15 protein-coding genes are annotated in these 16078 nt (G+C 42.7%); 1 reads left to right on the forward strand and 14 read right to left on the reverse strand.

The window, feature by feature from the left end; all coding sequences use genetic code 11:
* Positions 1-100 precede the first annotated feature (100 nt).
* The 14 genes from SCB77_RS07135 to SCB77_RS07200 all read right to left on the reverse strand — a co-directional run bounded on the left by SCB77_RS07135 (position 101) and on the right by SCB77_RS07200 (position 15345).
* Positions 101-2002, reverse strand: coding sequence for a RecQ family ATP-dependent DNA helicase (locus SCB77_RS07135; protein ID WP_320185745.1), 1902 nt, complete (start codon positions 2000-2002; stop codon positions 101-103).
* Between the two features lie 4 nt (positions 2003-2006).
* The gene (locus SCB77_RS07140) at positions 2007-4097 is read right to left on the reverse strand and encodes a ComEC/Rec2 family competence protein (RefSeq protein ID WP_320185746.1); all 2091 of its coding nucleotides are present in this window, start codon (positions 4095-4097) and stop codon (positions 2007-2009) included.
* Positions 4091-4240, reverse strand: coding sequence for a hypothetical protein (locus SCB77_RS07145; RefSeq protein WP_320185747.1), 150 nt, complete (start codon positions 4238-4240; stop codon positions 4091-4093). The genes SCB77_RS07140 and SCB77_RS07145 overlap by 7 nt, the downstream gene beginning before the upstream one ends.
* Entirely contained in the window at positions 4225-6138 is a 1914-nt protein-coding gene (locus tag SCB77_RS07150; RefSeq protein ID WP_320185748.1) for a ComEA family DNA-binding protein, read from the reverse strand. Before SCB77_RS07150 ends, SCB77_RS07145 begins: the two co-directional genes overlap by 16 nt.
* Complete coding sequence (locus SCB77_RS07155; protein ID WP_320185749.1) at positions 6128-6895, reverse strand: DNA-binding protein; 768 nt, start codon at positions 6893-6895, stop codon at positions 6128-6130. Before SCB77_RS07155 ends, SCB77_RS07150 begins: the two co-directional genes overlap by 11 nt.
* 290 nt (positions 6896-7185) lie before the next feature.
* Positions 7186-8073, reverse strand: a complete 888-nt coding sequence (gene atpG / locus SCB77_RS07160) for an ATP synthase F1 subunit gamma (RefSeq protein ID WP_320185750.1) — start codon at positions 8071-8073, stop codon at positions 7186-7188.
* 75 nt (positions 8074-8148) lie between these two features.
* Positions 8149-9723, reverse strand: coding sequence for a F0F1 ATP synthase subunit alpha (gene atpA, locus SCB77_RS07165; protein WP_320185751.1), 1575 nt, complete (start codon positions 9721-9723; stop codon positions 8149-8151).
* Between the two features lie 54 nt (positions 9724-9777).
* A complete protein-coding gene (gene atpH, locus SCB77_RS07170; RefSeq protein WP_320185752.1) occupies positions 9778-10323 on the reverse strand; it encodes an ATP synthase F1 subunit delta in 546 nt (181 codons plus the stop codon).
* A gap of 58 nt (positions 10324-10381) precedes the next feature.
* The gene (locus tag SCB77_RS07175) at positions 10382-10882 is read right to left on the reverse strand and encodes a F0F1 ATP synthase subunit B (RefSeq protein ID WP_320185753.1); all 501 of its coding nucleotides are present in this window, start codon (positions 10880-10882) and stop codon (positions 10382-10384) included.
* Positions 10883-10982: 100 nt separating this feature from the next.
* Entirely contained in the window at positions 10983-11171 is a 189-nt protein-coding gene (gene atpE, locus SCB77_RS07180; RefSeq protein WP_028070619.1) for an ATP synthase F0 subunit C, read from the reverse strand.
* Between the two features lie 38 nt (positions 11172-11209).
* Positions 11210-12310, reverse strand: coding sequence for a F0F1 ATP synthase subunit A (gene atpB, locus SCB77_RS07185; protein WP_320185754.1), 1101 nt, complete (start codon positions 12308-12310; stop codon positions 11210-11212).
* Positions 12311-12400: 90 nt separating this feature from the next.
* A complete protein-coding gene (locus SCB77_RS07190) occupies positions 12401-12784 on the reverse strand; it encodes a hypothetical protein (RefSeq protein ID WP_320185755.1) in 384 nt (127 codons plus the stop codon).
* Between the two features lie 13 nt (positions 12785-12797).
* A complete protein-coding gene (locus SCB77_RS07195) occupies positions 12798-13025 on the reverse strand; it encodes an AtpZ/AtpI family protein (RefSeq protein WP_320185756.1) in 228 nt (75 codons plus the stop codon).
* A gap of 97 nt (positions 13026-13122) precedes the next feature.
* A complete protein-coding gene (locus tag SCB77_RS07200; RefSeq protein WP_320185757.1) occupies positions 13123-15345 on the reverse strand; it encodes a helix-turn-helix domain-containing protein in 2223 nt (740 codons plus the stop codon).
* Between the two features lie 209 nt (positions 15346-15554).
* Between SCB77_RS07200 and SCB77_RS07205 the strand changes: the two genes are divergently transcribed.
* Positions 15555-16058 carry a cupin domain-containing protein gene (locus SCB77_RS07205; protein ID WP_320185758.1) on the forward strand — a complete coding sequence of 168 codons (504 nt, stop codon included), beginning with the start codon at positions 15555-15557 and terminating at the stop codon, positions 16056-16058.
* Positions 16059-16078 lie beyond the last annotated feature (20 nt).

Below are 16078 nucleotides of genomic sequence, written 5' to 3' on the forward strand. Positions count from 1 at the left end.
AACAAGACTTTAACCTTGATCAAAATTTTACTTTTTGAACTTTTTCATCGTTTTGTCAAATAATGATACCCTACTACTCCACCCTATCGGAACAATCTTTTCAAAAACCTGTATTCCAACTGTATAGACCATTTTTCAAGAGAATAGATTCCTCATCCAACAGTTCACGTACAACCTTCACTTTCGATTCGTCATTCCCAATAGATAACTCATCAACCAGTTGCTTGATGGTTTTACTTTCCACCAACAGCAAGGTCTTGATTTCCTGTCGCAAACTGTCTTCGAGGTCTTTTTTATGCAGACGCATCAAGCAGAGGTCGCACACGCCACAATACGTATTATCTTGTTCACCAAAGTATAGTTGAAGGGCTTTGCTCCGGCAGTCGGTAGTATCCAAGTAGGCATAAATCGCTTTAAGTTGGGTTTCCTTTATCGCTCTTCGCTCTTGAATGAAGGCCGCATCAATAAACAGGTTTTTATAATCTACCCTAGCCTGTAAAAATTCCAGTTGCGGTGCATCCGTTTTAGATAGGTAGCTTGCCAACTGCATTTTTTGTAAACCCTGAAACATCTCTACCACATTGCTGTAGGATGTTTTCAGCTTTTTTGCGAAGTCATATTCATTGACAGGCACATAGTATTCAAACACGCCACCGTATGTCCGTAATACAAGCTTTATCAGGGGGTCATATTTTGCGGACTGTACCTGAAATTTATAAAGCTCCTGGTAATCAATTTCGAATTTAAATCGAGATGGAATAAATACCGCTTCCGATACACTGAGCCAACCATCTCGTTCTAAAAATTTAAGCGCGCTCATGGTTGGTAAAATATCAAGCAGGTATCGTTTACAAAAATCTACGATATCGAAATCAAAGAAAGCACCTCTTCCAGCACCGTAAGCAATCTGAAAATAATTACCTAAATGATGGTATACTTGCTGAATAAAACTAATGGGCGGATAGCTGGCTTCAAAGTTTTCCCAAAGTTTATCGCGGTCGGCCTGTTGGTACATCAACACCGGAAATGCTTTTTTCCCATCCCGACCAGCCCTACCGGCTTCTTGGTAATAAGCTTCCAACGAATCCGGGATATCTAAATGCAGCACAAAACGAACATCGGGCTTATCGATGCCCATTCCAAAAGCATTCGTAGCAACAATAATGCGTACTTTATTATCCATCCACCCATCCTGTTTAAGCGAACGTGTTTGCGCGTCAAGGCCAGCGTGATAGAAATCTGCTGAGACACCATGGTTTATCAGATATTGCGCCACCTCTTGTGTTTCGCGTCTATTACGGACATAGATCACACCCGAACCACCCAGCTTATGAATCATGCGCAGCATGCGCCCCATCTTGTCGTCTTCTGCCAAGGCCATGTATCCTAGATTTTCACGACGAAAACTCATCTGAAAAACTTCTCCACCCACAAAGGTCAGTTTATCCTGTATGTCTTGTACAACAGCTGGGGTGGCTGTCGCGGTGAGTGCTAAAAAAGGCACCGTAGGATGGAGCTGCCTTAACGCAGAAAGTTGCAAATAAGGAGGACGGAAATCATATCCCCATTGCGATATACAATGGGCTTCATCGATGGCAAAAAGACTCACTTTCATGTAACGGATACGCTCCTTCACCAAATCACTATAGAGTCGCTCGGGGGACAAATACAGAAACTTAATACGCCCGTAGATACAATTGTCCAAAGCAATATCTACCTCTCGAGGTGACATACCCGAAAAAATAGCCACCGCGTCTATCCCCTTTTTGCGCAAGTTCTGAACTTGGTCTTTCATCAATGCAATAAGCGGACTGATAACTATACAGATGCCCGCCAATTGGAGTGCGGGCACTTGAAAACAAATTGATTTACCACCGCCAGTTGGTAGCAATGCCAGCGTATCGCGTCCCTGCAGCACGCAAGCAATTATCTCGCTTTGCAAAGGTCGGAATGCTTCATATCCCCAGTACTGCTTTAACAGCGCTAAACTTTTGTTTTCCATGTGTCTAATCGAGCTTCTGCCAAACATAGGCAAAATTATCCTTCAAAATATAATATTGCAAATGGGCGAACGAGGCCGTGTGGATCATTGATGAAATCGTCGCCGCATCATTCGTCCCGTCAAATATAACAGCTTCTTGAGGATTAATTACGCGAAATGTGGTACTATCAGTGACTTTGGCATTGCGGACTAAGATCCAAGAGGTATCTTCCAAGAACAAAGGTTCATAAAATTGATGCACCAATGCAAGCCGACCGAAAGGTGTTTCTATTAAGCTTACTTTGCCGGCAGATACATCAATTTTGTGAAAGCTTATATTCGATTTATCCGCGTAGATGGATAAATCAGTCCAGAGTGCGTGTTTTATCCTTGGGTGATCCAGGCTGTCCAAGGTAGAAATCAAGGCGACGCGTCCGGCGTCAATGACAGCAATAGCGATTTCGCGTTGCACATTGTACATTTTTATACCTTGAAAATCTTGATACTGCAAGCGTTGTATCGCTCTGCTAACGCTCAGCACAAAAGCACAAGAAAGCAATACAAATAGCGCGGACTTCTTAAGGCCATACCAAACCCACAACAGCATAAACAATAGAGCCACCGAAAGTAGTAAATCGACTTTACGTAAATGAATACCATGTATCACAGAAATGGGCATAGCCTGAATCAAGTGAAGACCTTTCAGCATTGCAAAGCACAGGAATGTCAGACATTTACCTAAAAATAGGTTTAACGTTACAAAGGGTGAAATCGCCAGCAATATACCGAGGTACATGAGCAAGGTAGAAGGAATAGCGATGAGCAGATTTCCCAGTAAAAAGTACGTCGGAAACTGGTGGAAATAGTATAATGCAAATGGTGCCGTAAACAGTTGAGCAGCTATGGAGACCCAAATAAGCTCCAAGCATAGCCGAAGGGGCAACCATTGAACACGAACTAGTGAACGTAACAGCGGATACAAGGTAAACAGTCCAAATACAGCAGCATAGGACAACTGGAAACCTACGTCAAATAGTAAGAAAGGATCAAAAAGCAACAGAAAAAATGCGGAAGCAAACAATGCATTCAGATTGCCATAATTTCGCTTTGCCACATCGGCAATTAGCAAAAACGAAATCATCATCCCTGCCCGTAATATGGATGGAGCCATCCCGGTCAGGATGACATAAGCCCATATCGCCAGTAGCATGGATACACACCTAAAAAAACGACCATATCTATATCTTTTCAATCCAGATAGCGACACGTTAAGCAGAAAGAAAACAAGGCTAACATGCATTCCAGATACGCTCAATACATGGATGGTGCCGGTTTCAGAAAAAGTTTGTAACAACTCACCACTAAAATCACTTCGATGCCCAAAGATCAGGGCAGCACACACACTTAATGATTCTTCATCAAGCACAACTTCCCCAAACTTGGTTTTCAATTTATGCCGCAACTTGAGTGCTTCGCCAACGACCCAGTTCCCTTGTTCACGTTCCAAGATCAGGCACTCCCTTTGCTGAAGAAATGCCTGATGATAGATATTTCTATTGGCGCAATAGCGCCGATAGTCGAACTGAAGGGGATTATATGCAGTTGGTATCTGCTGAAATCTATTTACCATAGCCACTTTATCTCCATACTTAAAAGGATTCCCAGCTTCTGTGCGTGCGACACTGACCATGACCGAGCCCGAAACAGCGAAACGATCTTTATCAAATTGTCCTTGAATAATATCTACGGGAAATCTTATTGTCTTTTCCCGAACGACGGGTTCGTCGGCAACTATACCGATTAGTAGTTGTGTGGCCTGTCCATCCAAAGGCGACGACTGATGAACAGGAAGTCGATAGGCCAATGAAAGAAGTCCCAATAAAACGAAACATGGATAAACGAACACAGAAGACAAACGACTGCTGAGGGATTTTAGAAAAATCTGTAAAAAGAGCAAAGCGATGCTAGCGATAATGGCAAACGAGCTTATCGCACACAGTGCTATATTCGAGAACTCGATGTAAAGTCCCAATAAAATCCCCAATGAGAACAAAAAAAACACGCGAGCATAAGGCGTTCTCCGTAGCACTTCCTGGACTGCTAGCGCTACTACCATTGGTAACGCATTTGGATTTTCACTTCGGATCGATAAGGCCCACTGCTTTGGTCAAGCCCCGTTCCTACGGTTTCCGCATCAAAATAGCGGCTAATGCTATAACGTGCCCAAACGTCAGTATGCCGACCTATCTTGTAACGCATGTTACAGTAAGATCGCCATCCCTTCCCATTGTATAAAGGAAAGGAATTGGCATACAGCACATCATTTTCAAAAGCATACAAGCGTGCATCGAAGGAATCTGTTGTAAAATAAGCCACCCTTGCATTAGCCTGTAATCGCCCTTTTGGTCGTGTCCAAAATAGATCTTGGTAAAAGAGCATACCGATGTCCCGTCGTTGCTCCTTATCGAAAGAAACCAATTCACTTCGGGATCGAACTTCCCAAACTTTTGATAGCTTGTTTGAAAGTTCAGCCTTATTTGATGCCTTCCTACATCGGCCAAATAACGCTCCGCTGCATCTGTATTTGCGTTCTCCTGCCGCATCCGATATCTATAACGCAAGCCAATGTCGCCTTTCTTATACCACTGGTAGGTTGCTTGAGAAAAGAGATCCACGGCGATACTGGGTGCGTCCGTACGAAACCGTAACCATGGAAATCGAACAAGATCTGCGTAAGCGACCCATGTTAACTTTCTAGCTAACTGGTACGTCACACCCGCATACACGGCTCGTTCGTTCGCGACGGTACTTCCTTCGCCCAATGCTTGACTGAAAGGTGCATAATAGGCCGGTTGATAATTGCGGTAATTCGCAAATATAGAAAGCGTTGGCGTAAGACTCGCAATCAGGCCATTTATCGTGGCCCATGTGCCATTAACCTGATAAGCAAACTCACCAAACAGATAGACATTGCGAAAGCTCATTTGGTAATTTGCCGTGGTATGAAAACTTGATTGTCCCCTAAAGCGATTGATATCGCGTATTGCAGACGAAGGTATAATTGTCCCGTTATACTGACTGTACAACGCTAGAGCGCCAAACCGCAGCCGTGCTCGTTCATAGGATACATTCATGCCCGTCGTCAGATGATCAATCTGGCGCCTGTTACGTAGTTCATTGGGCGTACGATGCAATCCAGATACCGACAACGAATGAATCTCCATACCATCCGCCGTTTGGACGCGATTGCCTGAAAGCTTACGCCAAGATACAAAGGGAACGAACGACAGGGCATGCCATTGCAATTTACCTGCAATGCCCCGCAGAAAATTATATTCATTCATGGAAGTATAACTACGTAGATCCACAGCACTTCGAGCCGTAGTTGTGATCATAGGACCTTTGCCAAAACTTAGCCCATTCCATAAAACCAATCCCTGTCCTACCTGCATGGCATAATCGCCAACAATCAACTCCTTTAAAAATCCACTTCCCCTTAGGTTAAGACTTACGCCGTAATGATCAAAGCCCCAACGCTGTTGTTCCTTAAAAAATGGCTCGCCGGCATCTTTTTCCATATTAATCGCTACACGAATATGATCGCCTACACGTAACCTATACCGCACTGTATACCTATTAGCATCCCCGAGGTAACGCGAACGTGTCGTATCAGTAATTGCATAGCCTGTCTGTCGTTGCAATATTCGAGCGTATCGAAAAATCAAATCCTGATCGACTTTACTGAGAGCCTCCTGTAAACCGCCACTTTGCAACGGACCTGACGGATGAACGACGACGAACGGGATTAGCTTTTCTACTGTTGTCAAATCCAGTCCCTCTACGGATTGCAACTCCAGTACGGAGAGAAAATTTCCGGCTTTCAGTCGATGTCCTAAAATGCTAGCTATCTGCACCGGGCTTAAAAACAATAGATGTGCAAAATCTTTTCCATCAGATTTATTAAGATCTATGGGGCAGCGCAGATAATGTCGTAGTGTCTCTGTAAATTCGCTAATGTCGACCGATTGATCCAGCCCTTCCAACAATTGTTCGACAATTGCCTCTTCCAAATCCGTAGAAAGATCAACCTGTGCTATAGCGACAGTTGTACACAACAGGCTTGCCCAAATTCCGATAAGTATACGACTAAAACGCATAAGACAACGCTAATTGAGGCGACGATCCAAGCGTAACATGGAAAGCCGATGCCAAATCAAATGCCCATTTACCCTTCATAAAGCCTACACCGCCGGTATACTGGAACGGGGAGGAAGCAAAGCCGCCTCGTAGACAAAACTGCTCGGAGAAACGATATATCAAACCGGAACGATACCGCCACGTTTCGGGATGCTCGCGCCACACATCGACTACTGCCTCAAGTTGACTCGTGACCTGCGCTAAAGCACCGACTCCTACCTCTTGGACAATACGTTGATCCACTAACGTGGAAAATTTTGCTTGCGCAATGTTTCGCCAAAAGAGGCCTAAGCTTAGATGGTCTATTCCGCGGAACTGAAAGCCCAAGTCGCCACTAAACTGTCGCTCACTTTGATAAGAATGTACAGCAAACTGATGATAGTTGACGCCGACAGAAGCAGAAAAATGACCAAAAGAGCGCACGAAAGATGCGCCAGATCGCATAAGGCTACTCAACTCAAAAACGCCATAGTTTGTAACCGTGAAACCTAACCAAGAGCCAGAAAAAACTGGAATCGCCAAATAAAAAGCTTGGCTGGCGATATCCGTTCCGACAAAATGTTGTTGAAAAGCGCTGCCTGCAGCTAGTCGCTTTAGTGAAGTAAGACCTGCGGGATTATCTTGCAATGCAAAGATTCCGTCCTGCGCTACACTGGCACCGCCAGCACCTAAAAAGGGTGCAGGAGAAAACTGTTGAGCAGATAATCGAAAGGCCATTACTAGGAGAAGTAACGTCTTGATTATCATAATTCATTATAATTGATGCTTAAAGATAAAACAAACATCGCACAAAAAAGAAAACAACGAAATAAATTTTACGAACACTCGAACGTAAGCTAGAAATCACGCGACGAAAGTCATGCTAAAATCGAAGAGAAAAAGCACGCATGCTTAGGAAACAACGCTTGAGGGAGATTATTGATCGCGGAGACAGTTTGTCACGAAAAAGAGAGGCCGCACATCGTAATGATGCGCGGCCTCTCAACCTTATAAAAATAAATTTAATTTTAGCCGTTAGACAATGCAGCAGCTCCAGAGACAATCTCTGTCAACTCCGTTGTAATCGCCGCTTGACGCGCCTGATTGTACGAAAGTTTCAAGGACTTCAATAAATCGCCTGCATTCTCTGTAGCTTTATCCATCGCTGTCATACGCGCACCATGCTCGGAAGCATTGGAATCCAAAACTGCTTTGAAAAGCTGCGTTTTTATCGCCTTCGGAATCAACTCTTCAATGATCTTCTCTTTAGAAGGCTCAATGATATAGTCAATCTCGCTTGTTGCTTTATCTGCAACCGATTCTTCCGATGGCAGTAGTGGCAACAATTGTTCTGCTGTCATAATTTGAACTGCAGCATTACGGAACTCATTATATACAATTTCTACGCGATCAATATTACCTGCTTTAAACTCGTCCATCACGTATGTGGTGACTTGCGAGACATTTTGGAAGTTCAGATCACTGTACAAATCATTGTAATTGCCAATCACTTGGAATCCGCGTTTTTGAAAAAAATCGTGTCCGCGTTTACCTATGGCAATGATACTTAAATTCCCGCGTGCGTGCTGTTCAGCATACTTGCTAAAGATCAAGTTGTTGGCCGTTTTTATAGCATTTGCATTAAATGCACCTGCCAATCCTCTGTTGGACGTTAACACGATCACCAATACCTTTGTCGGAATACGATCCTGCGTATAGGGAGAGTCATTGCCTTCAACAGAAGCAGAAACTTGCGCCAAAATATCTCTTAGCTTATTGGCATAAGGCCGTAACTGTACTATAGCATTTGTCGCACGCTTCAATTTCGCTGCAGCAACCATTTTCATGGCTTTTGTGATCTGCTGCGTGGAGGTTACCGAGCTAATCCGGTTTCTTACTTCTTTTAAATTTGCCATATACTAGCCGTAGATTGAGTATGGAGTAGTGTGCATTGAGTATCTCGATACGCAATACGCTATACCCGCATCTGATTAATATTTTGCTGCTAAATCTTTAGCGACTTTCTCTAACACATCGGTCAACTCATCCGTGAATTTACCCGCTTTTAAGCTAGCCAATACTTCAGGATGACGTTGCTCTAACTGCGTTAAATACTCTTCCTCAAACTGACGAACATTTTTTACCGGAACAGAACGGAACAAACCTTTAGTACCAGCGTAAATGATAGCAACTTGCTTTTCTACCGATACTGGAGAGTATTGTCCTTGCTTTAAAATCTCTACGTTACGGATACCTTTATCCAATACCGCTTTTGTCGCAGCATCAAGATCTGAACCGAATTTCGCAAAAGCTTCCAACTCGCGGAACTGTGCCTGATCCAATTTCAATGTACCAGCAACTTTCTTCATCGACTTGATCTGTGCGTTACCACCCACACGTGATACGGAGATACCCACGTTAATCGCGGGACGGATACCAGCGTTGAACAAGTTAGACTCCAAGAAAATCTGACCATCAGTGATGGAGATTACGTTAGTCGGGATATACGCAGAAACGTCACCAGCTTGTGTTTCAATAATAGGAAGTGCAGTTAAAGAACCGCCACCTTTTACCAAATGCTTAATGGAATCAGGAAGGTCGTTCATATTACGAGCGATCTCATCTGACGCATTAATTTTTGCAGCACGCTCCAATAAACGGGAGTGCAAATAGAATACGTCACCTGGATATGCTTCACGTCCCGGTGGGCGACGCAACAACAACGACACCTCGCGATACGCCACGGCTTGTTTCGACAAATCATCATATACGATCAACGCAGGACGACCTGTATCACGGAAAAATTCACCGATTGCAGCACCTGACATTGGCGCGTAGAATTGTAATGGAGCAGGATCAGCAGCAGAAGCAGCAACAACTACCGTATAGGCCATTGCGCCCTTTTCCTCTAAAACGCGAACAATATTTGCTACTGTAGAGTTTTTCTGACCTACTGCAACATATATACAGAACACAGGCTGGCCTGCATCGTAAAACTCTTTTTGATTTAAGATGGTATCGATACAAACAGCAGTTTTACCTGTTTGACGGTCACCGATAACCAACTCACGTTGACCACGGCCAACCGGAATCATCGCATCGATCGCCTTGATACCTGTTTGCAAAGGCTCCGTTACTGGCTGACGGTAGATAACGCCTGGCGCTTTACGCTCAATAGGCATTTCATACGTTTCACCTGCAATCGGTCCTTTACCATCGATAGGCTGACCTAGTGTGTTTACTACACGACCCAACATACCTTCACCTACTTTAATAGATGCAATACGTTTTGTACGTTTTACGGTATCACCTTCTTTAATTTCATCAGAAGGACCTAAAAGTACAACACCTGCGTTGTCTTCTTCCAAGTTAAGAACGATACCTTCTAATCCGTTATCAAATTCAACCAACTCACCGGACTGAACTTTAGTTAAGCCGTAAATACGAGCAATACCGTCACCCACAGTAAGTACGGTACCCACTTCCTCGAGTTCGGCTTCTGATTTAAAGCCTGACAATTGCTCTCTTAGAATTGCCGAAACTTCATCTGGTCTTACCTCTATCATGTTATTATTATAAGGGGTTTTTGATTTTATTTACCTTCCAAAAAGCCGCAGCGACTAAACGCCTTGACTTACAAAATATTTATCCAATTTTTGCAATTTACCTGCAATACTTGCGTCGATCTGCTTATCGCCCACACGAATGACGAAACCACCGATAACCGATGCATCAACCTTGTTCTTCAACAACACCTGAGCACCAATTTCCGAAGCAATCTTCGCCTGTATATTCTTTAAATTTTCTTCGGACAATGCCGTCGCCGAAACAACCGTTGCATTTACGATACCTTTCACGACGTTGTATTCACGAATAAACTCTTGCAGAATATCGACAAGAATTGCCGCACGGCCCTTATTGACCAAGATCGTAAAAAAGGAAACGATAAGCGGATTAACCTTATTGTCAAAAAGGGCTAGCAAAACGCCACGTTTTTTATCACCACTTATGATCGGATTTTTGAGAACAGCTTGGACTTCCGTATTAGATTTAAGGACAGCAATGATCTGCTCCACGTCGGTCTTCACGGCATCTAAGTTACCCTGCTCCTGTACCAGTTCAAGAAGTGATTTTGCGTATCTGGAGGCAACTGTAAAAATTGACATTTTATTAAATTAAAAATTAAAAAAATAGAAACTAAAAAAGCTTGATCGCTCTTCAATCTTAGTTTAATTTAACATCCTTCAACAAGTCCGCCACAAATGCATCTTGTTTACCTTGGTCTTCGAATTCCTTTGTTAACACTTTACGAGCAATATCCAAAGAAAGGGAAGAAACCTGATTTTTCACTTCAGCTAAAGCCAAATTTTTCTGTTCTTCAATTTCCTGCTTCGCTTGCTCCAAAATGCGCTTGCTAGACTCTTGTGCTTCGTGTTTAGCTTCGGAAACAATCTTATCTTTAAGTTCTTTCGCTTCTTTCAGGATCTCGTCACGCTCTGCACGTGCTTCTTTCAATAACTGCTCATTTTCGTTCGTTAAACGAGCCATCTCCAACTTGGCTTTCTCAGCTGAATCCAATGCTGCGGAGATACCTTTTTCACGTTCTTCCAAAGCATTGATAATTGGCTTCCAAGCAAATTTACCCAAGATAAAGATTACGATCAATAAAATGATAACCTGCCAGAAGAACAAACCATACGAGAACTGATTAATTAATGCTTCCATTGTATTATATAGTCTAAATATAAGATGTTATTTTTTGTTCTTTAAAAGAGCACCTTTCGCAACCAACCGTTGCAAAAGGTGCCCTGTACGGTACATTGGATTATTTACCTAAGATTAAAGCACCGAATGCTAAACCTTCTACTAGGGCACCAATGATGATCATTGCAGTTTGAATTTTAGATGCTGCTTCTGGTTGACGAGCGATAGCTTCCATAGCTGAACCACCGATTTTACCTAAACCTAAACCTGCACCGATTACGATTAAACCTGCTCCAATTAAGTTGTACATAGTAATGAATTTATAATATAAAATTTAACAAAAAATGCTTAGTGATGTGCGTGCTCTTCGACTGCCATCCCGATAAATAGAGAGGATAGCATCGTGAAGATAAACGCCTGTAAAAATGCAACTAACAGTTCCAAAAAGGTTAATATCAAGGTCAAAACCAACGATACACCGATACTACCTGGAACAGTCAACTGTTGCTGGAATAAGTATACAATAGCAATAAGTCCCATAACAACAGAGTGACCAGCCGTAATATTCGCAAAAAGACGAAGCATCAACGAGAAGGGCTTTGTGAACATACCCAACACCTCGATAGGTGCTAAGACAAATTTAAATGGAACAGGAACGCCTGGCATCCAAAAGATATGTTTCCAGTAATCCTTATTTGCTTTAAAGTTTGTAATCAAGAATGTAAACAACGCTAAACACAAAGTTATCGAGATATTTCCCGTCACGTTAAAACCTAGCGGCGTCAAGCCTAACAGATTTAATGTAAAAATCAAGAAGAAAACTGACAACAGGTAAGGCATAAACTCTTTGTAACGATGACCTATGTTAGGCATAGCCATTTCATCACGAACGTAGAGCACCAATGGTTCCAAAGCACGTCCTAATCCCTTAGGTAAAGCATTTGGCCCTTTTTTGTAGGTTCCAGCAAGGCTGATGAATCCCCAAAATAAAAGTGCAGCGGCCAAAAATAAACCAACAACGTTTTTAGTGATTGAAAAATCCAACGGCTTCGCGTTCGTAGCGTGATGATGCTCATCAAAAGTCAATGTTCCAGCAGCATCCGTTTTGTAGATCTTGCCGTGGTGCAACGCATAGTATTGACCATCCTTTTCCACAACCGTTTCGCCATGATGAAATTCTCCAGAAGAGAACACCTTAAGACCGCCATCGATCAAGATTACAGGTAAAGGAAAGCCGTAGTGCTTGCCCGCTTTTTTATCGGTAAACAACGAAAAATAATAATCGTCCTGCAAGTGATGCTGACTGTATTCCTGAATTTCATCCGCTTGGGACTTAGGCTCCTCGCCATGACCATGATGTGCTTCTTCAGCAGCACGAAGCGTGTCAAACGGGGCAACAGCAAAGAAGATTACTGCAAAAAATAAAAGTGCTCTTTTAAGACTCACCATTTTCGATTTACTATTGAATGATAAAAAATTTTGCGCAAAAATACAACTTTATTTGGCATTTGTTAACAAATGTTAGAACTTTTTATAGATTTACTTTTCAACAACCCTTATATCTTGATTTACAAGCTTATAGGCCACAAAAATATCGTACAATAAAAAGATAAAAAACGCCACCAAAAAGTTTAATTCTAAAAAGTCATTTTCAAATAAATTTAGACCGGATTGAATAAATAGATAGCTCGCCACAGCTTTAATTAAAATGCAACCTAAAAACACGAAGCTGAGGTAGTTTTTCAATGCGAAATCTGTCAGCAATAAAAGTACAGCTACCAGCAGAGAAGCCACAAATCCAAACGTGTAAATCCCGAGCAACGTGTAGTCCGTCTGCCCCCACTGGCTTTCAACACCTAATTTTTGTAACACCAAAGTTTGAACACCATACCCCAATACTGTTATCAGCAACAGTAAACCCACAAATCTCACGTACTTATTCATTCTTATTTAAATAATTGACCTGTCTTATAAATTGATACATAGACACGATAACCCCCAACATGGTTAGACCTTTCATCCACCATCCACCTTCTACCGCATAGCGAACGTCCAACCAGGCACCTAATCGGTAAAACAGGTAGATGGTCACCCCCATCTGTATAGGCATAGAAGTGAAGACCAACCATTTGTTCTTCGCTTTACTTCCCTTTTTTTCTTCCATCAGCAAACTAAAAGGACTCAAAGATAGGATTTAATATGCAGAAACCATCCTGCACACTCCGGCTTTCTTAGATTTATTCTAAAAAAGAAACAAACAATTAATCTGCAGCTAGTTCCAAAACTTTCTGTCCGATTTTTATATCGGGATAATCGAAATCTGCACCGAGCATAACTTTCAGTTCCGAAGATGATTTTTCTGGATTTTGGCGAATCACGTCCAGTATTCTATTGAGTTTATCTTCCGCAATTAGGTCGGTAGCATCCACTTCTTGCCCTACGTAGTTAATAAGGTGCCCATAGATCGTACCCACCACCATATCACGTTTCTTGGCGATATCTTCGATACTCAAACCATCCATAAACATATCAAGTGAAACGGCCTTTGTATCTTTGATAGTATCATCGTCATTCGCTACTTTAATCTTACTATCTTTAGTTTTCTCCTTTGCATGGAGTGAATCCACAACGCCGGACAGATCGCCTTCCTTGGTCAAGATATCTGCAATCGTCAAACAATGCGTAAGCTGTTCTTTCTTACGCCTGAAATCGAGCAACAACGAACGTAACTCTTCGATATATTTTTTTGTTCTCTTCTTGACCTTCCATTCTTCGATATGTTCTTGTGTTGTGAGAAGAACATTCACATCAAATTTTGGCAGAAACCAGCCTACGGCCGATTGTGTACGCTCACAAATTTTACCGTAATCCAATTGCTCTTTATCCCGAAGCATGGCATATAACTGTGTGATAAACTTGTTGGCAACCTTCTCCTGTTCTTGAAGCGCAGCGATCAATCTTTCAAAGTAGGCCAACGCTGCATCCTTGCTATCGATATTACGTTTTGTTAAGGACTCGCGGAGATCCAGCGTGACCTCCAACAAGCTCGTCCACCGAAAGCTTTGCAACAAAATCTGTCCTAAATAATGGCGCTGGCAGAGCTCCAGCACTTTAGCGACTTCATCTCCAGCCTGCATACGCTGCATAAAATCAACCACCTGGAAGTCCGTGCGTATAGAATGCTGCGGAATTTTTGATTTTAGTACCAGACCGCTTAAGCCGGTAAGCCTACTCAGCGCTACATAAACCTGCCCCGCAGCAAAGGACGTACCGGCATCGATAACAGCTTTATCAAAAGTCAGTCCTTGGCTTTTATGAATCGTGATGGCCCAGGCCAAGCGTAGCGGATATTGGGAAAATGTGCCCATCACCTCTTCTTCGATCTTATCCTCTCCCTTGTTATAGTTATAACGGATGTTTTCCCATGTCTCCCGTCGTACCGTGACATCCTCCGAACCATCCTTAAAACCTACAATAACTTGATGCTTATCAAACTGGAGCTCCTTTACGACGCCGATTTTTCCGTTGAAAAACTTTCTATCTTCACCGCTATCATTTTTGATAAACATCACCTGTGCACCAATCTTCAAGGGCAGTGTTTCCTCCGCAGGATAGGACGATTGCTGAAATTCGTCTTTCACCACTGCCTTGACATTATGAAGTGTTCCACCAAGCTGAATCAATTGTTCTTGATTAATACTATCAGCAAGCTTATTGTGGGAAGCCAACGTAATAAATTGCTCGCCCTCTTTTGGCGAGAAGCCTTCTTGGTAATGAGAATTAAGATATTCCAAGTCCTGTGGCGTGCACTCGTTGTTTCGAATGTTGTTCAGTAGGCCGATAAAATCACTGTCATTCTGCCGATAAATCTTGTTCAACTCCAATAGAACGGGAGGATGCTCACGCAGGACTTTTGCGTCGAAGAAAAATGGGCTGCTGTAGTGCTGACGCAGCAATTGCCACTCATGATCGCGCACCACCGGCGGTAATTGGTACAAGTCACCAATAAATAACATCTGTACACCACCGAAAGGACGCATATCCCGCCGCACAGATTTCAAAATAACATCGATAGCATCCAGCGTATCCGCCCGTACCATCGATACCTCATCAATCACCAAAAGCTCCAATTCTTGCAAAATAGCACGCCGCTGCTTTGTAAGCTTGATGGTGGAAAACAGTCTGCTTTTATTATAAATATTACCGTCTTGCTCGTCCCATTTTAAGGGATAATCTTCGATGAACGTACCGAAAGGAAGCCAAAATAAAGCATGCAGGGTTGTGCCGCCAGCGTTCATTGCGGCTACACCTGTCGGCGCTGTGACCGCCATTTTCTTATATGAATTTTCGCGTATATACTTTAAAAAGGTCGTCTTTCCCGTACCGGCTTTTCCCGTCAAAAACAAATGTTGATTAGTTTGATTAACAAACGAAACGGCCTGCATAAAGGCTATATTTTTATCGTCAACTTTTGGCTGTCCCATGAATGTATCCCTGATTATTGAATGAGGGACAAAGATAACAATATCTATCCGTTCCCTGAGACGTACAGCGCCACTATTGTGAATCCCAGCAGCAAATAAGCGGTGTAAAACGGCTCCAACGCAATATTTTGAGCCTTTTGCTTCCTAAAGCGCCTTTTTATTTTGTGTATTTTGGGAAAACCGCTAACTTCACCGCAAATACACAAGACATGGCAGAACATATTGATAAAGGCGAATTATTTAGCCAAATTGAAGAGAAATTAAAAAACGAAGGTTTCCAGATCGACAATATCGACCAAACGAGACCTTGGGGTGGTTTTTTTGTGATCAATGAAGATCAGGCGCAGCAGTTTGCAGATCAGTACTTCGATGGATTAGATGTACAAGGATTGAAAATATCTGGCAAATTAAGCCCAAAAATTCTTATTGTTGCCCCGAACAAACGCCTTTCTTGGCAGTACCACCACCGCAGAGCGGAAATCTGGCGCGTAACGCAAGGTGAAGTAGGTGTGGTAACCAGTGCCACCGATGAAGAAAATGAATTGAAGCGCCTAAGTGTAGGCGAGTTTATACGCTTGTCACAAGGCGAAAGACACCGCCTTATTGGATTAGAGGGATATGGTGTGGTAGCAGAAATATGGCAACATACGGATAGCGAAAACCCATCCGATGAAAGCGATATCGTGCGCGTACAAGACGATTTCGGAAGATAAGTCAAAAAAGTATACAAAAA

Source organism: Sphingobacterium bambusae, from assembly GCF_033955345.1.
GTDB lineage: Bacteria > Bacteroidota > Bacteroidia > Sphingobacteriales > Sphingobacteriaceae > Sphingobacterium > Sphingobacterium bambusae.